This window comes from Treponema brennaborense DSM 12168 (assembly GCF_000212415.1).
In the GTDB taxonomy this organism is placed as follows: Bacteria; Spirochaetota; Spirochaetia; order Treponematales; family Treponemataceae; genus Treponema_F; species Treponema_F brennaborense.
Window position 1 is genome coordinate 760580 of sequence record NC_015500.1, and the last position, 25445, is coordinate 786024.

Sequence of the window (25445 nt, forward strand, 5' to 3'; positions counted from 1 at the left end):
TGAAAATTGCCGGTGAATTCTGTATAATCAAACGATATTATCGAGGTGCGTACATGAAAGGTATAGAACTGGAAAAAGCGTATAATCCGCAGGATTTTGAAGACCGGATTTATAAAGAATGGAATGAAAAAGGATATTTCAAACCCGGAAGCGACGCCGATTCTCCCGTTCATGCCGAAATAGAATCCCGCCGCGGCGGGCAAAACGCACAGCCGTATACCGTCGTCATTCCGCCGCCGAACGTTACCGGCGTGCTGCACATGGGACACGGCCTGAACAACACGCTGCAGGATATCGTCGTGCGCTATCACCGCATGAAAGGCGACGACACGCTGTGGCTGCCGGGAACCGATCACGCGGGTATCGCGACGCAGAACGTCGTCGAACGCCGCCTTAAAAAAGAAGGCCTTTCCCGCCGCGACCTCGGGCGCGAAAAATTTCTGGAACGCACCTGGGCGGTCAAAAAAGAGCATCACGACATCATTGTAAAACAGCAGCGTAAACTGGGCAACAGCGTCGACTGGACGCGCGAGCGCTTTACGATGGACGAAGGTCTTTCCAAAGCCGTCCGCGACGTGTTCGTGACGCTGTACGAGCGCGGCCTCGTGTACCGCGGAAACTATTTGGTCAACTGGTGCCCGTCCTGCGGAACCGCGCTCGCCGACGACGAAGTCGATCACAGCGACACGAACGGCGCCATGTATCATATCTATTACGAAATAGCCGGCGGCGAGTCGATTCCCGCCGTTACGCTTGAAGACGGAACGGTGTTTCCCGGCGGAACGCGTATTGAAATCGCGACGACTCGTCCGGAAACGCTGCTGGGCGATACGGCCGTCGCCGTTCATCCCGAAGATCCTCGTTACGCGGCTTTGATTGGAAAGCACGTAAAGCTGCCGCTGACCGACCGCACGATTCCCGTCGTCGCCGATACGTACGTCGACCGCGTGTTCGGTACCGGCGTCGTAAAAATCACGCCGGCGCACGATCCGAACGACTGGGAAGTGGCGAAGCGGCACGATCTTGAAATCATCAACATACTGAATCCCGACGGCACGCTGAACGACGCGTGTCCGGAAAAATACCGCGGTATGCCGTGCGCCGCCGCGCGCAAGGCGGTCGTCGCGGATCTTGACGCGCTGGGACTGTTCAAGGAAGAAGAAAAAATCACGCATTCGGTGGGGCACTGCTACCGCTGCAATACGGTCGTGGAACCGTATCTGAGCGATCAGTGGTTCGTAAAAATGAAACCGCTCGCCGACAAAGCGCTCGCTGCCTGGAAAAACGGTGAAATCGTGTTTTATCCGCGCAAATGGGAAAACACCTATTCGCATTGGATGGAAAATATCCGCGACTGGTGCATCAGCCGGCAGCTGTGGTGGGGACACCGCATTCCCGTCTGGTACTGCAAAAAATGCGGCGAAATGATCGTTTCCCGCACTGATCCCGACTCGTGTCCCAAATGCGGCGCCGCGGCGGCAGACCTTGCGCAGGATCCCGACGTGCTGGACACTTGGTTTTCAAGCTGGCTGTGGCCGTTTTCTACGCTCGGCTGGCCTGAAAACACGGGCGATCTGCAGCGTTTTTATCCGACGACGGCGCTCGTCACCGCGTACGACATCATTTTCTTTTGGGTGAGCCGCATGATTATGGCCGGCCTTGAGTTTACCGGTAAAGCGCCGTTCCGCGACATTTACATACACGGACTCGTTCGCGACAAGCAGGGACGCAAAATGAGCAAGAGTCTCGGCAACGGGCTTGATCCGCTTGAAATAATAGCCGAATACGGTTCGGACGCGCTCAAATTTACGCTCGGCTTTATGTGCGCGCAGGGGCAGGACGTTCTGGTCGATAAGGAATCGTTCAAGCTCGGCAGCCGTTTTGCCAATAAGGTTTGGAACGCGAGCAGGTATATTCTGGGTAACCTCGAAGGACGCGAACTGGTGCCTGTTACCGATTCCGATTTGACCGAACTTGATGTGTGGATATACGGACGGCTCGACGCGGCGGCGCGCAGCGCGCGGTCGGCACTGGAAAGTTACCGGTATAACGACGCCGCGCAGACGCTGTACGAGTTTTTCTGGAACGATTTCTGCGATTGGTACGTTGAAGCTACCAAACTTTCGTTCAGGAGCGGCGACGACGCGGAAAAAGACCGCGCGGTTTCGGTACTGCTCAACGTGCTTGAAGAAAGCCTCCGTTTGCTGCATCCGTATCTGCCGTTCGTAACCGAAGAAATTTACGCAAAACTGCCGCGCGCCGAAATCACGCAGAACCGTGCGCGCGCCGCCGCGAGTCAAAACTGCTGCGAACCTTGTCCGCTGCGGATTCTGCCGCACACCGAATACTCCGGAATGCTGATATCGGCTCCGTATCCCGAACCCGCCGACGCGCGCCGTAACGATACCGTCGCGGAACGGTTCGCCGTTCTGCAGGACGTTATCCGCTCAGTGCGCGCGCTCCGCGCCGAATGCGGACTTTCGCCCGACGCGAAACTGCATATTTCACTCGTCATTACGCCGCTCAGCGCGGCCGAAGTCTGTGCGGAAAAAACCGATCTGATCCGGCTGCTCGCGGGCGTCGACGCCGTCAGCTTCGTGCGTGAAAAACCCGCGCGCGCTATCGGCGCCGTCGGAACCGGCTTTGAAGTGTTCCTGCTGGTAGACGAATCCGTAAACGCGGATCAGCTTGTCGCCCGGTTCAAAAAAGAACTCGCGGCCGAACAGTCGTTCGCCGATAAAGTAACGGCGAAGCTCGCCGGAAAATTCGCCCAGAACGCGCCCGCCGAAGTGGTCGCCGCAGAGCGTGAAAAACTTGAGGCAACGAAACGCCGAATCGAAAAGCTTTCATCGTATATCGAAAGCCTGTAACCTGAACGGACGCGGAGGTACTCGTTATGCAGATGAAAGATCAGGATATGTTGCATCTGAAAGGAATCTATCTTGCACCGTATATGCAGCTGGCGACGGCGCTTATCGGCAAAAGACGCCATTCCGGCGGTAACATGTTCCGCCATCAGATAGATACGATGGGTATCCTGATCGATTACGGGTACATCGACAGCGTGCTGCTGAAAGCCGCCGTCATTCACGATCTGGTGGAAGACATTCCCGACTTCAACCGCAATCTTATTCTGGAAATCGATTCGGAATCGGGTCAGGTGTACGATTTGGTGATGGAAGTGACCAAACGGGAAGGGCAGCTTAAAAGCGAATATTTGCGCGGTATCATCGAACGCGGCAGCATGAAGTCGAAGATTCTGAAGTGTGCCGACCGCATCAGCAATATGATTTCCATGGGATTCGTCACCGATCCGGCGTTTATCGAACGGTATTGCGATGAAACCGAATATTTCCTGTTTCCGCTGGCGCTGGAAGTCGATTTCAGAATGTATCAGGAACTGATAGAATTGGTTATGACGCGCCGGAAATATTTGGAAGATTCCGGGTATTTGGATAAAAAAAAGAGCCGGTAAGATGCGGAACTCCGTTTGCGGTCGGAAACGGAGTTTTTGGGGCAACGCACCGACTGCAGTGCGCTGACCGCTCGTTATCCGATCAGCATCGGAACCAATGAAAGCACGATTCCTCCGATTATGATCGAGCCGATCTGTCCCGATACGTTCGCGCTGACGGCGTGCATCAGGATGATGTTCTGATCGTCTTCTTTAAGCGCCATCTTTTGTACGACGCGGCTGGCCATCGGGAACGCCGAAATTCCGCACGCACCGAGCATCGGGTTCAGCTTGTTGTTTTTTCCGCGGAACAGATTCATCAATTTAACGAACAGAACGCCGCAGGCGGTGTCGCCGATAAACGCAATCAGTCCGAGCAGCATGATAAGCAGCGTTTGGTATTGCAGAAAGTGTTCCGCGCGCATGGACGCTCCCACGCTGATACCGAGCAGCAGCGTAACGATGTTCGCCAGTTCGTTCTGCGCCGTTTTGGACAGCTTTTCCAAAACGCCGCTTTCGCGGACCAGATTCCCGAACATCAGAAAACCGATGAGCGGTGCCGCAACGGGAACGATAATACTGACGATAATCGTTACCGCTATCGGAAACAGAACGACGACCCAGCGGGGAATGACCGAATCTTTGGCTGTTACGTGCAGCATCCGTTCCTTTTTGGTGGTCAGCAGTTTGATTACCGGCGGCATGATTATCGGTACGAGCGACATGTACGAATACGCAACGACCGTAACCGGTCCCATTAAATGCGGAGCGAATCGGGAGGTAACGAAGATCGACGTCGGTCCGTCCGCGGCGCCGATGACGCCGATGCTGGCGGCTTCTTCTATTGAAAAGCCCATCTTATATGCAACGAACGCCGCGATAAAAATACCCGTGTGCGCCACGAGGCCGAAAATCAGCATCCAGGGGCGCTGCAGCAGCGGGCGGAAATCGATCATCGCGCCGACGCCGACGAAGATGAGCAGCGGAAACAATTCGGTCATGATTCCCGCATTGAACAGGATCTGCAGCGCGCCGGCGATTCCGTCGTGTTCCCAGACCACTTCCAGCGGCAGATTTACCAAAATCGCTCCGAACCCGATCGGCAGCAGTAGCATCGGTTCGTAATCTTTTGCAATCGCAAGCCAAATGAGCAATCCGCCTACGCCGTACATGACGATCTGCTGCCAGCCGACGGCAGCGATTCCTTCCATAAAATATGAAAACATGTTTCATACCTCCTAATAATGGTAACGTTTGAATACAAAAAAAGACCTTTTGCTTAAAAATATCCGTCACACGAATATTTTCAAACAAAAGGTCTTGTTTCTTCAGTGATGAAGCCGCAGAACCAGATCCGCCCGACGGGAGCAAACCGGTTGTTGATTCTGCAGAGGTAACTACTCCCCTTTTGGATATTTTAAACTATACGCGATGGCGGTCCGGTTGTCAAGAGCTCCGTTGACTTGACACAAGTGATATGATTGCGTACAATTAAAATATATTTTTATTGATATAGGAGTTGCTTTACTATGGTTAAAGTTGGTATCAATGGTTTCGGACGCATTGGACGCATGGTTTTCCGTGCCGCAGTAGAAAACTTTTCAAAGGATATTCAGATCGTCGGTATTAACGACCTTCTCGATCCCGACTATCTGGCTTATATGCTGAAATACGATTCGGTACACGGCCAGTTCAAAGGCGATATTAAAGTTGAAGGCAACACTTTGATTGTCAACGGAAATAAAATCCGCCTGACCGCAGAAATGGATCCTGCCAATCTGAAATGGAACGAAGTCGGAGCCGACGTCGTCGTCGAATCGACCGGACTGTTCCTGGAAGATGAAAAAGCACGCAAACACATCACTGCCGGTGCAAAAAAAGTTATCATGTCAGCTCCTTCAAAGGATTCAACCCCGATGTTCGTATACGGCGTAAACCACAAATCATATGCCGGACAGGATATCATTTCCAACGCTTCGTGCACGACGAACTGCTTGGCGCCGCTGTCCAAAGTTCTGAACGACACGTTCGGAATCAAACGCGGTCTGATGACGACGATTCACGCGGCAACCGCTACTCAGAAAACCGTCGACGGTCCTTCAAAGAAAGACTGGAGAGGCGGACGCGGAATCCTTGAAAACATGATCCCGTCTTCAACCGGTGCTGCGAAAGCCGTCGGTAAAGTTCTGCCCGAGCTGAACGGCAAACTGACCGGTATGTCCGTTCGCGTTCCCACTTCTGACGTTTCTTTCGTAGACTTGACCTGCGAACTGAACAAAGAATGCTCGTACGAAGAAATCTGCGCCGCCATGAAGAAAGCTTCTGAAGGCGAACTGAAAGGTATCCTCGGTTATACGGAAGAAGCGGTCGTTTCAACCGATTTCCGCGACGATGCGCGCACTTCCATTTTCGATGCGAAAGCCGGTATCCAGCTGGACAAAACGTTCGTAAAAGTCTGCGCCTGGTACGACAACGAATGGGGTTATTCCAACAAAGTACTGGAAATGGCTCGCGTTATCGCCAAATAAGGTCGTATAATAAAATCTTTTGATTGTCCGGCTCGGACGATCAGAATGGACCGCGCGTATCGCGCGGTCCATTCTGACTATTTATATATTTTGCCGCAAAATAAGCTTGACAGCTTGTTTATTTGAAATTCAGTATTATAATAATATATAATGAATGGTAACGTGTCTTGGATGAGGAGCCGGATGTCTTATTTCCGTACGATGTGTTTTTTCGCACTTTGCGTTTTCTGCAGTTCGTTTTTGCCTGCGGCGGACATGCACTCGATGCAGTTTTATCAGGTGGCGGATAAACTGCCGTCCATGGCGGTTTCCGCCATAGCACAGGATTCGTCGGGCGCCATGTATTTCGGAACGCGCGGCAGCGGATTGGTAAAATTCGACGGCAATTCGTATACGCCGTATCTGCGGGAACCGTTTTCTCAGGATGTAAGCATACCTTCCGTCGTGCAGTGTATGCTGATGGACAACGACGTCCTGTTTCTCGGTACGTACGCAGGTGTTTTCCGTTTCGATACGAAAACCGGTTCGTGCCGGAATTATAAGATCTGCAACGACGTCGTGTGCTGCTTCCTGCGGGATTCAAAAGGCAGACTGTGGGCGGGAACGCTGGACGGTCTGGCGCTGCTCGACGACGTTACCGGCGAAAGCGTTACGTTCAGCAATCGGGATCCCATCAGAACTATTGGCAACAATACGGTCAGAGGGTTGTATGAAGATACTTCCGGGCGGATTTTTGCCTGTACGTACGACGGTATTTTTCAATATGACGAATCCGGCGGTTCTTTTGTACGGCCCGATTTTATCCGCGACGCGAATCCCGCCGCTCACAACGTCGTGTATGCGCTTGAAGAAGATCCGGCGGGTAATTTTTGGGCTTCGTCCTGGGGAACCGGACTGGTAAAAATCGACTCCGTTACCGGCGATTTTACCGTGTATCCGCTGCCGAACAACGCCATTTACTGCATGAGCACGCGATACGTCGACGGCGCCGTTCTTGCCGGAACCTGGGGCGGCGGTTTGCATCTGCTGTATCCGGACACCGGACTCGTCAGCTCGTATACGACCGATTTGAGCGCGCCGTACGCACTGCCGAACGACACGATTTATTCGATGTATAAAGACCGCTTGGGACTGCTGTGGATAGGCACGAACGGCGGCGGTATCGTTACGTATGATAAAAACCGGTCGTTCCTGCAGCCCGTGCGTTTCGATTCGCTTTCCGAACGGAGCGCACGACTGTCGATTCACTGCATAACGCCCGACGAAAACGGGAATCTGTGGGTAATCCTGAAAAATAAGGGCGTCCTCTATTACGAACCGAAATCGGGTGTGTTAAAAGAATATTCGCCTGAAAACGGAAATCTGAAAAGCGGCATTGCGTATTGCGTGTATATTGCGCCCGACGGAAATGTGTATTTGGGAACCGACTGCGGCCTGTTCTCATACGATAAACAGTCGGATGCGTTTGAATCCGTTGCGTGGTACGCCCCGTTTTTGAAAAAGCCTGAAAGCCGGATGGTGTACGATATCTTGCAGACGTCAGACGGTGAATTTTGGATCGGAACGTACGGCGCCGGATTGGTTACGTACGATCTGGCCGGTAAAAAATACCGGCGATACGTGTCGGACGACGGCGACGCGCATTCCCTTTCCAGCAATGTGATTTATTTTGTTGCCGAAGATTCCCGTGGTACGTTGTGGGTCGGAACGAATGCCGGCTTGAATCGGTATACGGCTGAAAAAGATACGTTTCAGCAGTATGTGTACGACGCAAAAAATACCTCCGGAATCGGCGGTTTGCAGATCATATCGTTTTATGAATCGCAGGACGGAACGCTGTGGTTTTCGTCGAACGACAGCGGCGTTACCGCGATGAATCCCGAAACCGAAACGTTTGCCACGTACGCACACGCGTCGGGTCTGCCTTCCAACATTGTCGCCGGTATGGTGGAGATTTCGCCGGATATGTTTTGGATCGCTACGGGAAACGGTTTGGTACTTTTCGACCGGACTACGGGATCAATGCAGGTATATACTACCGCTGACGGACTGCCGAGCAATCAGTTTTCTGCGGAGCCGGTCGTTTTTGCCGACGGAACGGTATGGTTCGGACGTCGGGCGGCTTGGTGTTTTTGCCTGCGGAAAGTAATCTGCTGCGCAGCAGCCGTTCCGGCGAAACGGGCGCGCGTTCGGTTTTGACGGGCGTTTCGGTAAACGGCGTGCCGCTTACTGCGGAAAGTTACGAACCGGGAGCGCCGGTATACGAGTGTGCGCCGCAGGAACGCAACGTAACCGTTTCGTTCGCATCGCTCGATTTTTCTCCGCTTGCACGTCCGTTGTTTTCATATCAGTTGGAAGGTTTTTCCGACGAGTGGATACCGACCGACAATGAAAAGACGGTTCGGTATATCAATTTGCCGCCGGGCTCGTATACGTTTCGGGCGAAAGATTCCGATCCGCTGTATGAAATTCCCGACGAAGGTGCCGCCTTTTCATTCGTTATAAAGAAACCGCTGTACGTTCGCTGGTATTTCATACTGCTGTACGCAGTGGCGAGTACGATCGGGTTGTATGCGGCGGTAAAAATACGCGACGTCATTTTGCTGAAACGGAAAATGCTTCAGCTTGAAGCGCTCGCGTCTTCTTTGCAGAATTCCAATCTGGAACTGCAGCGGTTGTCCTGTACAGACGTTTTAACCGGTATTGCGAATCGGCGGGGATTTGAACGGCTGGCGCCCGATTTATGGAAAGAGGCCGTTGTACACGGCCGGCTGATGTCGCTGATAATGGTCGATATCGATTATTTTAAAGATTTCAACGATACGTACGGGCATCCGGAGGGCGATAAAATACTGAAAACGGTTGCGAAAAAGATTACCAACGTGGTCGATTCCGGCAAAAGCATTTCCTGCCGGTACGGCGGAGAAGAATTTCTCATAATGATGTTTTCCGACGATTTTAATGAAATCCTTCACGCGGCGGAACGTATCAGACAATCGGTTGAATACTTACGGATAAAAGGCGCACATCCGGGGCACGAACTGATTACGGTCAGTGTCGGTTTGTTCGTAACCAACGCACGAGCGGAATTGAATTGGGAAACGTGCGTTTCTTATGCCGATTTGGCTTTGTATGAAGCCAAGAAAAACGGACGGAATTGTGTTCGCCTGTTTACGCCGTCCCTTTTGAAAAACTGAGCGCGTTTCGCTTGAAAACGGCGCCGCGTTCGGGTCGGCGTAAGACGAGCGGTCGGCATTCAGTGCGCCGTCTGTATTCGCCGCATTGTCAAAGTTCAGCGCGCCGCAGTGCGGTTAGCTCGTGCGCGCGGTTTTTATCAAAAGCGCACAGGCGGCCATGACGGCGAATATAACGCCCAGGCAGACAACTGCGGCCAGCTTGCAGACGGCGGGAAACAGCAGACATACGGCACCCGCGGCGATCAGCAGCGTTCCTGCTGCGGCGAACAGTTTGCCGCAGAGGCGGAGCGCGTTTCGCTTGAAAACGGCGCCGCGGTCGGCGTATAGTGTGCGGTCGGCGTAAGACGAGCGGTCGGCATTCAGCGCGCCGTCTGTATTCGCCGCATTGTCAAAGTTCAGCGCGCCGTCGTCCGTTTCAAACGCGGAAAGTCCGATTTTTTCTTTTTTTACCAAAATCAAAAAGGCGTTCCACAGCAGCATGATTCCGCCGAGCGCGAGTGCGCAGCACATGATGATTTCTTTTGACACGTTACGTTCCTTGCCTTCGGATCAGGAAAAAGGCGTTCTGTATTTCCCAATCGAATACGGTGCCGGCCGCGGCAGTTTCGATCAGTTCTTTTATTTCGGTAAGTTCTGCGCCGGAAAGTGTCTGCGCGAGGTGCGCACCGTATGCGGACGCTTCGGTGTCGAACCATCTGCCGATTTCCGATTCGCTGATACGCCGTTTTTCTGCGAACGGCTGCGTACTGTATGCAATTGAAAGCGGCGTTGCTCCGTTTTCGGCCGCGGACGGTTCCGCCAGAAGCCGCGCCGCACTTTCGGCGTTCCAGGCGAACAGCGGATTCGATTCGTCGGTAAAAAACGATTCTTCGGCGGCGGCCATTTTATCGAGTATCCGTTTATGTTTGTCCGCACGTCCGGCGAGTATCTGATCCCGCACGAGTGCGCTCAACCGTTGTCCCGAATTGGGAATCTTCTGCGTTACGACGCACTGCCAGCCGTCCGCGAGCCGTGCGGCGGCCCGATACAGCGAATCGGTAAAATTCCGGATGCTTTCTGTACTGCCGAACGGATCCCTGAAATACAGCGTGTCGAACAGAATGTCTGCGAATTCGGCAGGCGGAACACTGAACGCACCCGGTTCGGCCTGTTCCGCGAATACGGCAAGTCTCGGCCGCTCAAGCGGGCCGAGCGTGTGCGCATACTGTTCCAATATCTGTTTGCCTTGAACGCTTCGGCACACGCCCGCGGTGATTCCTTCGGGACTGCGCCGGATGCATTCCCAGACGAGCAGTCCGTCGTCGGCGTTCCATATGAAGTTCCGCCCGTGGCGGCTCGGCGCCGCCAACTGTACGAGCGTGTTCCGTATGACGGACAATAATTCCGCTTTGTTCGAGTCGAGCCGCCTGCGCCAGGCGGTTTGCGCGCGTTCGAGCGTTTTGTCGGTGCCCGGATCGGCCGGACTGAACGTTAAGTTTTCGGGTGATTTCACCGGTCCTACTCTGAAATGTTCTTTTTGCCACCAATCCGCGATCGGGTTTATTTCCTGCAGCGGCAGTCCCGCCGTCTGCATTCGGGTCTGTTCTTCAAGAATCGCCGCGATTTGCAGTTCCCGGCGCGACAGTACGTCTTCTTTAATGGATTTTTCATAGCCTTGATCGCTCGGCGTGTAAAAGACACGGCCTGACAATTCGGAAGGCAGGTATTGCTGGGCAACCCAGTGATCCTTGTACGCGTGGGGATAAAGATACCCGGCGCCGTGTCCGAATCCTTCTGCATCCCGGCTTGCGTCGCGCAAATGATTCGGTACTTCGGCGTCTTCTTTTTCAACGGCCGCAAGCGCGTCGAAAAACGCCATCGAACTGTTCGATTTGGGCGCGGTGGCCAAATAGAGCGCCGCGTGGGCCAAATGATAGCGGCCTTCAGGCAGTCCGACGCGGTCGAACGCGGCGGCGCAGCTTTCAACGACGCCGACGGCGCCCGGATCGGCGAGTCCGGTATCCTCGCAGGCGGAAATCAGCATTCTGCGGAAAATAAAGCCCGGATCTTCTCCCGCAGCGATCATGCGCGCAAGCCAATACATCGCCGCGTCGGGATCCCGACCGCGCAGACTTTTGATAAACGCGCTGATGATGTCGTAGTGGTAGTCGCCGTCCCGGTCGTAGAGCACCACTTTACGCTGAATGCTTTCTTCCGCCGTTTCCCGGCTGATGTAAATGGTCTGTCCGTCCGGCGGTTCCGGCGGCGTCGCGTCCGGCTGCCATTTCTGCGGCGTCGTTTCTACGGCGAGTTCCAGCGCGTTGAGCAGACTGCGTGCGTCTCCGTTCGCCGTTTCGATCAAATGTTCAAGCGCACCGTCTTCAAAGACGACGTTCCATCTCCCGTAGCCGCGCTCCTTATCGGAAAGCGCCATGCGCGCCGCTTTTTCCAAATCGGCTTGTTCCAGCGGTTTCAGCTGAAAGACGCGGCTTCTGCTCACGAGCGCTTTATTTACTTCAAAAAAGGGATTTTCGGTCGTCGCGCCGACGAGGATTATCGTGCCGTTTTCCACCCACGGAAGCAGCGCGTCCTGCTGGGAACGGTTCCAGCGATGAACTTCATCCACGAATAAAATGGTACGGCGGCCGTATAATTTGTAATGCTGTTCGGCCTGCGCAATGGAATCGCGGATGTTCTGAACGCCGGTGAGAACGGCGTTCAGCGTGATGAAATTGCTTTTGGTATGATTGGCGATGACCCGGGCGAGGGTCGTTTTACCGGTTCCCGGCGGTCCGTAAAAAATGGCGGACGTAAGTTGGTCGGCGGCTATCGCCCGACGCAGTAAACGACCTTTGCCGACGATATGATCCTGCCCGATGTATTCGTCGAGTGTTCTCGGCCGCATACGCGCGGCAAGCGGTTCTTTGGCACCTTGTCTGCTGTCGAATAAGTCCATCGCCGCCGCACGCCGTCCCGTTTATTCGCGGTTCCAGGTGCCCCGGCTTTCGTAATATCCCCAGAGCCCGTTGACTTTTGAATATGTAGAACCGGTCATGACGGTCGTCGCGTAGACCGCTTCGTACGAGGTTGTATCCAAAGTATATTTCGTTGCGTATACGGCGTACGTCTCATAGGATTTCAGCGTGGAACTGACGTTGGATCCGGGAACGTCGGCCGTAGAACCGGTGAGCGTTCCGTCCGTCTTCAAAGTCAATTTTTTTACGCCCGCCGCCGTTCCCGCGTACAGGCAGTCCGCTTTGGGCGAGTACGTCAGCGAGTACACCTCCGCGTCGAGCGTCGTCGTGTTCGTTCCGTCGCTGACGGTTTTCTTGCTGCCGTCCAGCGTGTACGTTTTTGAATCCGCCGTGTTGCCCGCTTCGACGACGTGCGACGTAACGGCCGTGGTTGCGGCGATCGTCGCTTCGGAAAGCGTAAAAAACGATTCCGTATCGTTGCCTTTCGCTTTTCCCTTGACGTACGCATTGCCGTTGTTGTCGCTGAAAATGGTCGTTATGGAGCCGAGCGTTCCGCTCCAGTCGTCGATTTCAGTCCAGTCGGCGGCGTCGTCTGAATAAAAGAGTTCTGATTCTGAATTGAGTGCGTATAAATACGTACTGTTCGCGGCGAGCTTTATTATATTGCCGCTCGGAGAGGTAACCTCGGCCCAGCCGCGCAGGACGTTTTTAGCTTTGGCGTAGATTCTGCCGTCGGTCGCGTAAATTTTATCCTTAAACGCAACTATGCTGAAAACGCTGCCTTTGATTACGGCGTCTTCCAGTTCCGTTTCGTCTTCTATCTGAGAAAATATGGTTTCCTGCTGGCAGCCGGAAATTGCGGTAATAGTAATCAGTATCAGCAGCACCGGCAGCAGTGTGCGCACGGTAAATCGGTTGTTTTTTTTCATATTTTTGGGTTCCTTAAAAATGATAACGCGCGGTGAGCGCAACGTCCATGATGATTCCGGTGTAATTTTTGGAAGCATCTTTGCACCACTGCGGCATGATGTAGAGACCGGCGTTCAGTCCGAACGACCAGCTCGGTGAATAGCGGAAAAAAGCGCCGATTTCCGGTTTTACCACCAAACCGAAGTACATGTCGTTTATGTAATTTTCAAATGCTCCGCCGATTCCGAACGAAATGGGAAATTCGAATTTGTGGAACGCGGGCTGATACATTACTTTGAGCATCAAGGGAATGAACGTAAAAATGTTTTCGCCGACGGTCGTCATATACGCAAAACTGGCGTCGCCGCCGACTGCGAATGAACTGTTAATAAATCGCATGTAGCCGAGCGTGCCGGAGCCGCCTAAATGGAGCTGCTGTATTGCGGGTTTGAAAGGAACGTTGAGCATCAGGCCGATTTTTATGAATTGATCACCTTTTTGGTTCATCTTATAAACGAACGTATCTTCCTTTTGCGGTGTTTCCGGAACGGCTTGTTCCTGGGCACATAAAAAACCGCTTGTCAGCATAAGCGTACATATCAGCAAACAAACATGCTTCATAATTCCTCACTGGTAGCAAAAAAAATTGAAATCCTATATAGTAGTACTATACCGTATTTAGCCGGTTAAGGGAAGTATTTTTCCTTGCCGCCGGTAAAACAATACATAAACAATAAAACGGAGCGGCGGTTACAGGCCGCACAGAGCAGGGGGTCGTATGAGTGCACAAGTTATCGACGGTTTTTCAATTGCGCAGGACGTGCGCGCACAGGCGGCGAAAGAAGCTTCCTGTTTGAAATCGTGCGGCGTTACGCCGTGTCTGGCGGTCGTGCTTGTCGGTGAAAATCCGGCGAGCGTTTCATACGTGACCGGAAAAGAAAAAGCGCTTGCCGAAGCGGGCATGGAAGGCCGCGACATACGGCTTCCCGCCGAAACGACCGAAGCGCAGCTGCTCGATCTGATAACCGACTTGAACGCCGATTCGGCCGTTCACGGTATTTTGGTGCAGCTGCCGCTGCCCGGTCATATCGACGAAGATAAAATCATCATGGCGATCAAGCCCGAAAAAGACGTGGACGGTTTCCATCCGGTAAACGTGGGCAATATGATGATCGGCCGCAAATCGTATCTGCCGTGTACGCCGCACGGCGTTTTGGTGTTGCTTAAAACGATGCATATCGAAACCGCCGGTGCGCACGCCGTTATCGTGGGACGCTCGAATATCGTGGGTAAACCGCTGGGCGTGCTGCTCGTGCGCAAGGAATACAACGCGACGGTAACGTTCTGTCACACCGGCACGAAAGACCTCGCGTCGTACACCCGCCGGGCGGATATACTGATAGCCGCCGCCGGACGGCCGAACGTGATTACCGCCGATATGATCAAACCCGGCGCCGCGGTGATTGACGTGGGTGTCAACCGGATCCCCGACGCTTCAAAAAAAAGCGGTTTCAGGCTGTGCGGCGACGTGGATTTTGAAGCGGCTAAAGAAGTGGCGTCTTTTATCACGCCGGTTCCGCGCGGCGTCGGGCCGATGACGATCGCCATGCTCATGATGAACACGGTGGAAGCGGCGCGCGCCGCCTGCAAAAAATGAGCTGCCGGCCATGATAGATATCCAAAATCAAACCGACACCCGCGACGTTCCGCTGAAAAAAGTCGGCGTGCGGGGCTTGAAATATCCGGTACAGGTTCTGGACAAGCGCCGGAAAACGCAGACGACCAGCGCCGTTGCGGATTTATTCGTAGACCTGCCGCATCATTTTAAGGGAACGCACATGAGCCGCTTTATCGAGATATTTCACGCGTATCACACGGACGTGTCCATGAAGCGTTTCCTTGCCATGCTGAACGAAATCCGCTGCAAACTCGACGCCGAATGCGCGTTCGGCACGCTGACGTTTCCGTTCTTTATAGAAAAAAACGCGCCGGTTTCCGGTCAGCCGGGGATGATGTCGTACGAATGCACGTACGAAGGTTCCGTTTCCGGAACCGGAAGCAGCTTTTTCGTGTCGGTAGCGGTTCCCGTAACGACCGTCTGTCCGTGTTCAAAAGCAATCAGCGACCGCGGTGCGCACAATCAGCGCGGCGTCGTCCGGGTTAAATTGCAGAGTTCGGCCTTTTTCTGGATAGAAGACGTCATCGCGCTGGTGGAAGCCGCCGCTTCTTCCGGATTGTATTCGATACTGAAACGCAGCGATGAGAAATTCGTTACCGAAGCGGCGTACGATAATCCGCGGTTCGTAGAAGACGTTGTTCGGGAAGTGTACATCGCGCTCCGCAATTTCCGGGTCGGCGATTCTCGGGACGCAAACGCGCCGCTTTCCGAAACCGCCGGACGCAAAACCGGTACCGCCGCTTTCCGCTGGTTCAGCGTAGAAGCGGAGAATTTTGAAAGTATCCACAATCACAATGCGTACGCCTATACCGAATTCGACGGCTGAGCGGCGGATGCGCGTACTTCTGGTGGGACTCGGTACCCGATATAATCACGTCAATCTTGCCGTCCGGACGATTGCGGCGTACGTGAACGCGTATCTCACTCCCGAAGAACTCGGCTGCTGTTCCGTTTCGTACGCCGAATGGCCGGTTTCTACGCCGCTGCTCGATTTGCTGAGCGCAATCAGCCGGTACGAACCTGACGCGGTGCTGTTTTCCGTATACATCTGGAACAGAACCGCCGCGCTCGACGCTGCGGCGGAACTGCCGAAAATCGTTCCCGGCGTGATTATCGGCGTCGGCGGGCCCGAAGTGTCGTATTGTGCCGAATCGCTGCTGCCGCTGCATCGCAGCGTCGATTTCGTCATGTCCGGAGAAGGTGAAAACACCGTGCTCGACGTGTGCCGGCTGCTCGTGCGCTGTAAAGCCAGTCGCATGCGGAGCGATTTGCGGCGTTCGTTTTTGGAAGCGCTGGTAAAGCAGCCCGTAATCGGAACTTTTTTCCGGAGTGAAAGCGGCGTCGTTTCGGGCGGGGAGCGCAGCGTTATCGGCGATCTGGCTCTCATTCCGTTTCCGTACCGAAGCGCGGACGGTTCGCTGAGTGCGGACGTCGATCCCGATCACCGCATCATCTATTACGAATCGTCGCGCGGCTGCCCGTTCCGCTGCTCGTATTGTCTTTCTTCCATAGATAAATCCGTGCGGTTCGCGCCGCTGGAACGCGTTTTTGCCGATTTACAGTTTTTTCTGGATGCGGGCTGCCGTCTCGTCAAATTCACCGATAGGACGTTCAATTTGGACGAGCAGCGATATCTGGCGATTTGGCAGTATATCATCGATCATCACAACGGCAAAACGGTGTTCCATTTTGAAATCGCGGCGCAACATCTTTCCGACGCCGCGCTCCGGCTGCTGCGTCTCGTTCCGGACGGAGCGATGCAGTTTGAAATCGGTATCCAGAGTATTCATCCGGAAACGCTCGCGCAAGCGGGACGCCCGTGTGATCCCGAGCGGCTTGCGGCCGTGATTCGGCGGATTCCCCGGCAGATTCACGTACATTTGGATTTGATCGCGGGATTGCCGTACGAAAACTTTGCGCAGTTTTCCCGCTCTTTCGATTATACCGCCGCGCTCAAGCCTGATATGATCCAGCTCGGTTTTTTGAAGATTTTATCGGGAACGGCGATGGAAACGTTCGCAAAGCGGCAGCCCGGATACGAATGGCTTTCTTCCGCGCCGTACGAAGTGCTTTCCACTCCCGACATGCCGTACGCGGATTTGCTGCGCCTGAAGAACATCGAGCGCCTGACCGATTCGTATTACAATTCCGGCTCGTATTCGTATACGGTAGCGTATCTGGCGGAACGGCGGGTATCTCTGTTCGCGTTTTTTACGGAATTGGCAGACCATTTTGAAAACCGCGGTTTGTTCGGCGGATTGCATAAAAGTACGGACGAGGCCGCTTTTCTGTTCGATTTTTGTACCGGAGACGCTGCGTGCCTTTCCGCGCTCGATCGGACGGTACTGAGTGAACTGCTGCGATTCGATTTTATCCGGCGTGAAAAAGCGGGCAGTTTTCCTTCTTGGTATCGACGCCGGTACGACAAAGCCGCGCACAACGAAGCCGTCCGCCGCCATACGGAGATTGCAAGCACGCGCGAAACGTTCGCAGCGACCGATTACGAGGAATTCCTGATACATCCGGAAACGTACGAACCGGTTCCGGGCGGGTTCCGCGTGCTGTTCGTATACCCGCCGCGCGGCGGCCGTTCCGAAATCCGGCTGAAAACGGAGGCTTCGTCCGTGAAAGACCGGCGCGTCCGCTGGATTGCCGTGTCGGAACCGTGACGGAACCGTGTCGGTGGAATGCGGCTGCCGCAGTTTGACTGCAGCCGCCGCCGTTGAGTGCAGCTGCCACAGTTTGAGTGCCGCCTCTATGTTTGCATGTTCCGCGCTTTTTCGGTATACTCGCCGTATGACGTATTTTTTTGAAACGTACGGCTGCCAGATGAATAAAGCGGAATCGGCTTCGTTGGAACAACTGCTGATTGCCCGCGGCTGGACAGCGTCGGATACTCCCGAATCGGCTGATATGGCTATCATCAACACCTGTTCCGTGCGGGCTACCGCGGAAAACCGGATTTTCGGCCGATTGGGATGGTTTTCCGCTTTGAAAGCGGTGCGTTCCGGCAGCAAGGACGCAAAAAACGCTTCGTTCCCGGACGCCGCGCGTGAATTCGCTTCCGGCCGGCCGCCGCTGACGCTTGTGGTTACCGGCTGCATGGCCGAACGACTTTTGGATTCCCTGCAAAAACAGTATCCGGTGATCGATTACGTTGTCGGAAATTTCCAAAAGCAGCATTTTCAGGATATCATCGATGCGGTGGAACAGCAGCGCGCTCCGTTCGTCGTGGACGAAGAACCCGTGTATTCGTTTGCGCCGGTATCGTGGGAGCCGGGCGCGTTTACCGCGTTCGTGCCGATCATGCACGGCTGCAACAATTTTTGCACGTACTGTATCGTTCCGTACGTGCGGGGCAGGGAAGTGTCCCGCTCTCCCGCCGACATCCTGAGCGAACTCGATCAGCTTTCGGCTCACAACGTGCGCGAAATCACGCTGCTCGGGCAGAACGTCAATTCGTACCGCTGGGACTGCAATGCGGAAACCGGTGCTGCTGAAACCGGCGATTCCGCCGTGGATTTTCCGGCGCTGGTGCAGCTGATCGCGGATCATCTGCGAAAAACCGCTTCGCCGATCGGCTGGGTGCGTTTTATGTCGAGCCATCCCAAAGATCTTTCAGACCGGCTGATCGACGTCATCGCGCGCGAGCCGGTGTTGTGCCGCCACATTCATCTGCCCGTTCAGCACGGATCGTCCGACGTCCTCAGGCGGATGAACCGCCGGTATACCCGCGAGCAGTATCTCGATTTGGTGTCCCGGATCCGGACGAAACTGCCGGACGCATCGCTGACGACCGATATTCTGATCGGTTTTCCCGGCGAAAACGACGCCGACTTCGAGCAGACCGTTTCACTGATGGAGTCGGTGCGGTATCAGGCCGCGTATATGTACTATTATAATCCCCGCGAGGGCACTCCCGCCGCGGAGTACGACGGACAGATTCCGCTTGAAACGAAGAAATCACGTCTCAAACGTATTATCGATATGCAGCTGGAAATTACCCGTGCGGAAACGGCGAAGCGTCTGGGTTCCACGGTAAAAGTGCTTGCCGAAAGCGTGTCGCGCGATAATCCCGGCGAATTGCTCGGTAAAACGGAACAGGACGAGCGCGTCGTGTTCGCCGCTCCCCGCTCGTGCATCGGCACGTTCGTACAGGTACTGCTGGTCGAATTGACGGGTAATACCATCCGTGGTATAGTGAAATAACCGTGTTCCGCCGTCGGATAAAAAAGGCGGCGGCGCGTTCGATCCTGCGATACGCCTGAACTGCGACTGTTTCGGTTGTTCGGCGTTCGGTTCGGTTCGCGTCCGTTTATGGAGGATTTTCATGCCGTGGAGACTTATTTCGTTTATCGTCTGCCTGATTCTGATAACCATTTTTGCCGGTTTCAATTTGGATAACAAATGTAATATTTCGTTCGGATTTACCGTTTTGCCCAATATCCCGATTTTTCTGAGTCTGATGGCGTCTTTCCTGATAGGCGTCGTCGTGATGCTTCCTTTTACGTTCGGAAAACGGCGTAAAGATCGCCGTTCGCAGCCGGGGGCGTCCGCCGTGCCGAACGAGGCGGGCAAATCGTCTGCTGCGGGCAAACCGTCTGTCGCCGGCAAAGCGACGGCTAAGACGCCGGTAGTTAAAACGTCGGCTGCTGCTAAAAAAGCGCCGCCGCAGCAAAATACGTCGTTTCCCGACGGTTCCAAAGCGGACGGTTCCAAGCCGTCCGCTGCCGGCAGTCAGCCGAAATCCGGGTTATAGGAGCACTGTCCGTGCACCGCGCCATTTTTGCCGCAGCGGTTTTCGCCGCGTTTTGTGCAGCGTCCGTACCGGTTGCCGCCGATTCGGCTAAACAGATAGTGGAACGGGCGATGCATGCTTCTGCGTCCGACGGTACTTCCGTTTACGACGTTCTGCGCGACGTGGAAAAAGCCGCCGCCGCGGCGAAGTCCGATTCCGACCGCCGCTCTTTGTATACGGTTTTGGGGTCCCTGAACGAGCAGGTGGGATCGTACGCGGAAGCCTCCCGCTGGTATGCGGCCGCCGCAGGTATAGCCGCCGCGCCGGCTGCCGGTACGCCCTCGTACACTTCCGAACAGCTGGTGCTCGCTGCTGTACGCACCGCGCTCGGCTGCGGCGACTACGGTACGGCGGAATCGTATCTCGCTTCGATTCGCGATTCAAAAAACGAAGATACCACTGCTTTGGTAAAATTATACAACGTATGGATTTGGCTGTGCCGTGCGGAGGATGAAGCCGGTTTGCTTGAACCGGTGGTACTGCTCGAATCGTACGCCTCACTTGCCACAATGGAGCAGGTTCGTCCGGCCGTCTATTTCACGCTTTGGTACGTAACCGGAAAATCCGTATGGGCGGAAAAAATAGCCGCCGAATATCCCGATTCGCCTGAACGGGCGGTCGTAACAGGTGCTTCATATTTGTATCCGGCGCCGTTTTGGTTCTTCGTTCCGCGTCTTGCCGCCGCAGAACCCCTGTCCGCCGAGTTTTTATCCGCCGTATCAGCGGAATCTTCCGCGGCGGCCGTTTTACCGCACGGGACCTCCGCGGAAGCCGCTGCCGAGAGCGTTTCTGCCGCGGGAGCCGCAGCCGAAAGCGCCGGCACTGTCGTCAAACAGCAGCTCGGCTTTTTCCGCAGCCGCGCGAATGCCGAAGCGCTTGCGGACCGGGTACGGGCGGCCGGCTTCGCTCCGGTCGTATCAGAAGAAGCGCGCCCGAGCGGAACAGTGTATTTCGTTGTAACCGTCGCCGAAGACGGCAGCGGTACAACCGGATTGAAGCTGAAAAGCGCCGGATTTGAATGCTACCCGGTGTTCGCTGAATGATTTTTTTTGCCGGCGCCTTCAGCCAATGACAGTGCCGCAACCCGCAGCCGGCGCCTTCAGCCAATGACAGTTACGCGCTTGCTGATACCGAGGCAGACGCATCCTGCCTGAAAGAAAGCGAATCCGCCGTGCTACTGTTTTACCGCTTCGAGTTTGATGGGTGCGGCGTCTTTTTTGGTAAGTCCGACGGGCGTTACCGTTACCGGTTCCAGAATGACGGCGGTAACCGTTCCTTCTTTCGTTTTTTCGGCGGAGACAGCGTACGCTTCGTTGCCGAAAAATGCAGATCCGTCGGCATTTCTGAGCTGAATGAATTCCTGTCCGCTGCAGTAACTGACCGTCGTTCTGCCTGATTTTCCCGATCCTGTGTTCGTTTCATCGGGCAGCGAATACGTGCCGTTTTCAAATACGATGTGCGTGATTCCTTTAATATACCAATCGGCCGTTTTTTCAAGAATCTCTACGGCGGACTGCGCTTCGGTTTGTTTTTTCTGCGGTATGTTTTTTGCGGATTGCTTTTTATACTGACCGTCCCACAATGTGTTTTCTCCGATCAGCATTCTGACGTCGTCCTGATTTTTGATTTTGATTTCATCGATGCCGGTAAGCGAAATATCGATGCGTCTGGTCAAGTTGGTAACGGATCCGTTTACCGTCGAAAGGTAAATACCGTTGCGGCGCAGCGTACTGTTCACCCAAGTGTACACTTCCTGCGAATCGCCGAATTGGAAAATGATTTCCTTTTCACGAAAATTAAAAAAGACGTAGCGGATTCCGTCCGCAGTATTGCTCGTTTTATACCACAAACCGTCCAAAAAATGAGCGAACGTTTCAACCGTTCCGTCCTGAATACGGGCGAGCTCTTTTGCCGTCAGTTTGGTACCGGCAACGCGGGTTTCTGTCGATTTGACGTATTTTTCCTGCCCCGGATTCCACGAATACATGGTCTGCAGCTGATCGAGTGAATTGCCGCCCTGCGACGAGTCCGAACTGTACACCCAGACCGGAAAACTGACGCCCGTCGTCTGCGCCGCTTCGTAAGAATCGTAGCGGTCCAGCTGCTGAATGAAAATGGTACCGTCGGATCGAAAATCGCCTATTTCCGTCAGTAAAAATTTGCCGCCGTTTTTTCCGCCGAGAAAGATTTTCATGACGGAGTCGCCGTTTTCGGCAAATCCCGAATAAATCAGTGCGTTTTTATGTTCGCCGGTAATATCCATACTGGTGTAGGAAAACGTTTTAGTCTGAATGATTTCGGTGTGAATTTCCGTCGTTCGTACGTATTGTCCCTGAAACGGATTATACAGACCGACCAGCAGCGTTATGTACGGATTGCTGATCCGTTTGACCGCGTTGATCTGGTCGTCGTATCCGTCGCCGTCGAAATCGATGCTGAGTGTGTTTATCAGCGTTTCGTCGCCCAGCAGCGGAATGAAAGAGGTGAGTACGGTTTCATCCGCATAACGCGACTTTTCCGCCGCAGTTTCGGCAGTGCCGTCGGCAGCGGCCGGAATAACCGTTTTCGATCTGATAACGGCTGCATTGTTCGGCGACGCAGAATCCTTTGTGGCGATAAAAAACGCCAATACCGCTGCTACGATAACGAATACGACAATAATCAAACGCTTCATGGGCGTATCATACTATTTTCTGCAAATAATTACCATAGTCGCCGCTTTTTCATTGTAAGGAGAAAAAGCGAAATCTCCGTAAATTTCGGCCGAAGAAAAACCCGCCGCCAGTATGAGGCGTTTCAGTTCAACGGCGGAATACAGCCGCTGAACGAACTCGTGCTCTATGCGGCCTCCGGTTTCGTTATCTATCAGTATCCATCTCGATTTCAGCCCTTCCCAGGCACCTTCAACGGAAAATTCGGTAAGCACGGTTTTTCCGGCGCGCTCGAACCATTCTCCGGCGGTAAAATCCCTGACGGCGTTTTCCCTGCTGAGGCATTCCATAACGAACCAACCGCCGCTTTTGACGGACTGAGCGATGTTTTTTAAAATCAGCATGTCTTCTTCTATAGAACTGCAATAACCGAACGACGTATATAAGTTGACGGCGGCGTCGAACGGCTGCGAACTCACGTACGTGCGCAGGTCGGACTGCACTAAGTTCAGCGAAACTCCTTCGTCTTCGGCCGATTCGCGCGCGGCGTCCAAGTACGGTTTAATGTTGTCCACACCGGTTACGTCCAGACCTCTGAGGGCCAGTTCGACGCTGATGCGTCCCGGGCCGCAGCCGGCGTCAAGTATCGTGCTGCCTTTTCCGAGCCCCGCGATCGCGCATATTTTTTCCGCTATGCCCGGTGCTTCCGCCCAGTGCTGGGTGTCGAACATGATGGGGCCGTAATTGAGCCAGAAATTTTCCTGCTCGAACCATTGCGTGTTTTCCATGACAAAAAGTATACCACCTTTGCCGCGGATATGTAAGACCCGAATCCTTCTTTTATCCGATATTGACACTGATCGCCGTTCCGTTGTATATTTAACTCCCGTATATCTGCGCGGAAGCGTACTGTCCGGCGGTTTGCTCGCTGTTCGGACGGAGCGGCCTTGAGTCGATGCTGGATTCACGCCGCAAGAAAGAACTTATTTTAGTAAGGTATATACATGAAAACTATTTTCGTAAATGAACGAGACGCTGTACGTAATTGGTATATTATCGATGCAGCGGAAAAACCGCTCGGCCGCATTGCCGCAAAAGCTGCGACCGTACTGCGCGGTAAAAACAAGGCAACCTTTGCTCCTAACCAGGAAATGGGTGATTTTATCGTTATTATCAACGCCGACAAAGTCGCCGTTACCGGCGCAAAGGCTTCCGATAAAATGTATCACCATCATACGGGCTTTCCCGGCGGATTGAAGTCTCATAATTTTGCAAAAACGATCGAACGCCATCCCGAAGATCCGCTGATGCTGGCTATCAAGGGCATGCTGCCGAAAGGACCGCTCGGCCGCGCTTTGTTGAAGAATGTAAAAGTGTACGCCGGGGTCAATCATCCTCACGCAGCACAGAATCCCCAGCCGTTGGAAGTATAACAGGAGTCTATCGTGGTAAAAAATATCGGAATTGGAACAGGAAGAAGAAAGACTGCCGTTGCCCGCGTATTTTTACGGGAAGGTACCGGTAAAATCGTTGTAAACGGTAAAGATATCAATGAGTATTTCGCTACGGCAGAACAGATTCGCGTGGTAAAACAGCCGTTGATGGTTACCGCTTGTGAAAATAAATTCGACGTTCTGATCAACGTGATCGGCGGCGGTTTGAACGGTCAGGCGGGCGCGTGCCTGCACGGATTGTCGCGTGCGTTGACGCAGGTCGATCAGGAAAATTACACTTCGCTGAAAGCGAACGGCTACCTTACCCGCGATTCCCGCATGGTCGAACGCAAAAAGTACGGTCAGCGCGGAGCACGCCGCAGATTCCAGTTCAGCAAACGTTAGTGTTTGTCGTTTCTGCGACCAAACAGATCTCGTCGGAATGCGTCCAGATAACGTTTTCCACGGGATCTTGTTTTTTTATACGATTCTGCTATCTGAAACAAGTTCCGCCGGAACGTATTCAGCCCGACGCTCGGTTTTCGGAAGACGAAGCGGCCGACATCATGAACGCGTCGATCGCGTTCGGTGCGGAAAAAGCCGCCGCTGCATATCTGGAACGAAGCGAACAAAGCCGCTATCTGCTGATCCAAAAATTGCTGAAAAAAGGGTTCGATCGCGACTCGATACGCTGCGCGCTCGATTATCTGGAATTTCGCGGCTATTTGTCCGACAGCCGGTACGCGCGGGCGTGGCTGCGAAACCGTGCGATCAATCATGCCGAAGGACGCGTCAAACTGCTTGCCGCACTCGTTTCTCGCGGTATCGAGCGGAGCATTGCACAGTGCGCCGTGGACGATTTTTTTGAATCCGTATCCGAAGAAGCTGCGTGCCTGCGCGCCGTTGAAAAATGCCGCCGTCAGGGAAAAAACGAATCGCAAATCGAAAAATATCTGCAGCGCAGCGGTTTTTCTCTTTCCGTAATCCGTGCGGCTTGTCAAAATTTGACATAATTTCGTGTCCCAAAAAAAATCCGTGAGTAAACCGGTTATTTTCAAGCGTTGTTTTTGATTTATTGCGGATAATATGCTATAATTTAAGAACGACCGTGCCGGAGATTATCATGTATTCCGTGTTCGGTTCTTTGTAAAAATATCAATATACACACATTACATGCCGAGGTACATTATGTCAAAAGATTTTTCAAAAACTGTCGTATATTCTGCGTTGGAAGTTGCGAACATATGCGGTGTTGCAAATCAGACTGCAATAAATTGGATCCGCAGCGGGTATTTGAAAGCGTACAGTACGCCGGGCGGGCAATATCGCGTGTATGCGGATAATCTGCTCGCGTTTATGGCGGAACGCGATATGCGTATTCCCGAAGAACTCGCCGCCGTCTGTAAAAAATATGCGGCGCAGCAGCAGAATATTTTGATCGTTGAAGACGACGAAGGGTTGAATTCGGTGCTCGCGTCGTATTTGACCAAACAGTTGTCTTCCGTTGAAATTCTTCAGGCGTTCGACGGGTTCGAGGCCGGCGCGCTTCTGGCGAACAAACGTCCCAAAGTGATCATATTGGACCTTAACCTGCCCGGCGTGGACGGCTTCGAGCTGTGCCGCAAAATCAATTCGTCCGACGAATTCGGTCACCCGTCCGTTATCGTTATCACCGCGCTGCAGGACACCGATATAGAACAGCGGGTTGCCGAGCTGCAGGTGGCGAGTTTTTTGCGGAAACCGCTTGCATTACCCGAATTGGCGCAGATCGCACGGGAGTGTCTGGACCGGTAAATCGGGCGTTTCCCGTCCCCTGCGAGTGTCGCGGTACGGAGCTGTTGTA

General features: G+C 53.7%; 22 protein-coding genes. 15 read left to right on the forward strand and 7 right to left on the reverse strand.

Annotation, left to right across the window (positions count from 1 at the left end; translation table 11 throughout):
- Positions 1 to 53 precede the first annotated feature (53 nt).
- Positions 54 to 2870, forward strand: coding sequence for a valine--tRNA ligase (locus TREBR_RS03145; protein WP_013757777.1), 2817 nt, complete (start codon positions 54 to 56; stop codon positions 2868 to 2870).
- 26 nt (positions 2871 to 2896) lie between these two features.
- Positions 2897 to 3475 (forward strand): HD domain-containing protein, encoded by a 579-nt coding sequence (locus tag TREBR_RS03150; protein WP_013757778.1) that lies wholly within the window; start codon positions 2897 to 2899, stop codon positions 3473 to 3475.
- 74 nt (positions 3476 to 3549) lie between these two features.
- On the opposite strand, the gene TREBR_RS03155 is transcribed toward TREBR_RS03150, so the two are convergent.
- Positions 3550 to 4680, reverse strand: a complete 1131-nt coding sequence (locus TREBR_RS03155; RefSeq protein ID WP_013757779.1) for a sodium ion-translocating decarboxylase subunit beta — start codon at positions 4678 to 4680, stop codon at positions 3550 to 3552.
- A gap of 303 nt (positions 4681 to 4983) precedes the next feature.
- Between TREBR_RS03155 and gap the strand changes: the two genes are divergently transcribed.
- The 3 genes from gap (at position 4984) to TREBR_RS14255 (ending at position 9179) form a co-directional block, all read left to right on the forward strand.
- Entirely contained in the window at positions 4984 to 5982 is a 999-nt protein-coding gene (gene gap / locus TREBR_RS03160) for a type I glyceraldehyde-3-phosphate dehydrogenase (RefSeq protein WP_013757780.1), read from the forward strand.
- Positions 5983 to 6132: 150 nt separating this feature from the next.
- The gene (locus TREBR_RS03165; protein WP_083816436.1) at positions 6133 to 8181 is read left to right on the forward strand and encodes a ligand-binding sensor domain-containing protein; all 2049 of its coding nucleotides are present in this window, start codon (positions 6133 to 6135) and stop codon (positions 8179 to 8181) included.
- Positions 8085 to 9179, forward strand: a complete 1095-nt coding sequence (locus TREBR_RS14255; RefSeq protein WP_156786592.1) for a GGDEF domain-containing protein — start codon at positions 8085 to 8087, stop codon at positions 9177 to 9179. Before TREBR_RS03165 ends, TREBR_RS14255 begins: the two co-directional genes overlap by 97 nt.
- 114 nt (positions 9180 to 9293) lie before the next feature.
- Here TREBR_RS14255 and TREBR_RS03175 read toward each other — a convergent pair whose 3' ends face one another.
- The 4 genes from TREBR_RS03175 to TREBR_RS03190 are packed head-to-tail and all read right to left on the reverse strand — an operon-like array spanning position 9294 to position 13663.
- Positions 9294 to 9707, reverse strand: coding sequence for an SdpI family protein (locus tag TREBR_RS03175; RefSeq protein ID WP_013757783.1), 414 nt, complete (start codon positions 9705 to 9707; stop codon positions 9294 to 9296).
- A gap of 1 nt (position 9708) precedes the next feature.
- Positions 9709 to 12114: an AAA family ATPase gene (locus tag TREBR_RS03180; RefSeq protein ID WP_013757784.1), complete on the reverse strand. Its 2406-nt coding sequence runs from the start codon at positions 12112 to 12114 to the stop codon at positions 9709 to 9711.
- Between the two features lie 21 nt (positions 12115 to 12135).
- Entirely contained in the window at positions 12136 to 13062 is a 927-nt protein-coding gene (locus tag TREBR_RS03185) for a hypothetical protein (RefSeq protein WP_013757785.1), read from the reverse strand.
- 13 nt (positions 13063 to 13075) lie between these two features.
- Positions 13076 to 13663, reverse strand: a complete 588-nt coding sequence (locus TREBR_RS03190; RefSeq protein ID WP_013757786.1) for a TP0733 family outer membrane beta-barrel protein — start codon at positions 13661 to 13663, stop codon at positions 13076 to 13078.
- A gap of 157 nt (positions 13664 to 13820) precedes the next feature.
- On the opposite strand from TREBR_RS03190, the gene TREBR_RS03195 reads away from it, so the two are divergent.
- From TREBR_RS03195 to TREBR_RS14530, 6 genes are all read left to right on the forward strand, one after another.
- Positions 13821 to 14699 carry a bifunctional 5,10-methylenetetrahydrofolate dehydrogenase/5,10-methenyltetrahydrofolate cyclohydrolase gene (locus TREBR_RS03195; RefSeq protein ID WP_013757787.1) on the forward strand — a complete coding sequence of 293 codons (879 nt, stop codon included), beginning with the start codon at positions 13821 to 13823 and terminating at the stop codon, positions 14697 to 14699.
- A 10-nt stretch (positions 14700 to 14709) separates the two neighbouring features.
- Complete coding sequence (folE2, locus tag TREBR_RS03200; protein WP_013757788.1) at positions 14710 to 15546, forward strand: GTP cyclohydrolase FolE2; 837 nt, start codon at positions 14710 to 14712, stop codon at positions 15544 to 15546.
- Positions 15515 to 17389 (forward strand): B12-binding domain-containing radical SAM protein, encoded by a 1875-nt coding sequence (locus TREBR_RS03205; RefSeq protein ID WP_052296143.1) that lies wholly within the window; start codon positions 15515 to 15517, stop codon positions 17387 to 17389. Before folE2 ends, TREBR_RS03205 begins: the two co-directional genes overlap by 32 nt.
- Positions 17390 to 17516: 127 nt before the next feature.
- Positions 17517 to 18929 (forward strand): tRNA (N6-isopentenyl adenosine(37)-C2)-methylthiotransferase MiaB, encoded by a 1413-nt coding sequence (miaB, locus tag TREBR_RS03210; RefSeq protein WP_013757790.1) that lies wholly within the window; start codon positions 17517 to 17519, stop codon positions 18927 to 18929.
- 121 nt (positions 18930 to 19050) lie between these two features.
- Positions 19051 to 19479, forward strand: coding sequence for a hypothetical protein (locus TREBR_RS13480; RefSeq protein ID WP_013757791.1), 429 nt, complete (start codon positions 19051 to 19053; stop codon positions 19477 to 19479).
- A gap of 11 nt (positions 19480 to 19490) precedes the next feature.
- Entirely contained in the window at positions 19491 to 20561 is a 1071-nt protein-coding gene (locus TREBR_RS14530) for an SPOR domain-containing protein (protein ID WP_013757792.1), read from the forward strand.
- 131 nt (positions 20562 to 20692) lie between these two features.
- On the opposite strand, the gene TREBR_RS03225 is transcribed toward TREBR_RS14530, so the two are convergent.
- Together TREBR_RS03225 and TREBR_RS03230 are read right to left on the reverse strand one after the other, a co-directional pair.
- Positions 20693 to 22192: a pallilysin-related adhesin gene (locus tag TREBR_RS03225; RefSeq protein ID WP_013757793.1), complete on the reverse strand. Its 1500-nt coding sequence runs from the start codon at positions 22190 to 22192 to the stop codon at positions 20693 to 20695.
- A 12-nt stretch (positions 22193 to 22204) separates the two neighbouring features.
- On the reverse strand, positions 22205 to 22957 hold the full coding sequence (locus tag TREBR_RS03230) for a class I SAM-dependent methyltransferase (RefSeq protein ID WP_013757794.1): 753 nt from the start codon (positions 22955 to 22957) through the stop codon (positions 22205 to 22207).
- 216 nt (positions 22958 to 23173) lie between these two features.
- Between TREBR_RS03230 and rplM the strand changes: the two genes are divergently transcribed.
- The 4 genes from rplM (at position 23174) to TREBR_RS03250 (ending at position 25396) form a co-directional block, all read left to right on the forward strand.
- Positions 23174 to 23602, forward strand: coding sequence for a 50S ribosomal protein L13 (rplM, locus tag TREBR_RS03235; RefSeq protein ID WP_013757795.1), 429 nt, complete (start codon positions 23174 to 23176; stop codon positions 23600 to 23602).
- A 12-nt stretch (positions 23603 to 23614) separates the two neighbouring features.
- Complete coding sequence (gene rpsI / locus TREBR_RS03240; protein WP_013757796.1) at positions 23615 to 24007, forward strand: 30S ribosomal protein S9; 393 nt, start codon at positions 23615 to 23617, stop codon at positions 24005 to 24007.
- Positions 24007 to 24615 carry a regulatory protein RecX gene (locus TREBR_RS03245; protein ID WP_013757797.1) on the forward strand — a complete coding sequence of 203 codons (609 nt, stop codon included), beginning with the start codon at positions 24007 to 24009 and terminating at the stop codon, positions 24613 to 24615. Before rpsI ends, TREBR_RS03245 begins: the two co-directional genes overlap by 1 nt.
- Before the next feature lie 175 nt (positions 24616 to 24790).
- Positions 24791 to 25396 carry a response regulator gene (locus TREBR_RS03250; protein WP_013757798.1) on the forward strand — a complete coding sequence of 202 codons (606 nt, stop codon included), beginning with the start codon at positions 24791 to 24793 and terminating at the stop codon, positions 25394 to 25396.
- Positions 25397 to 25445 lie beyond the last annotated feature (49 nt).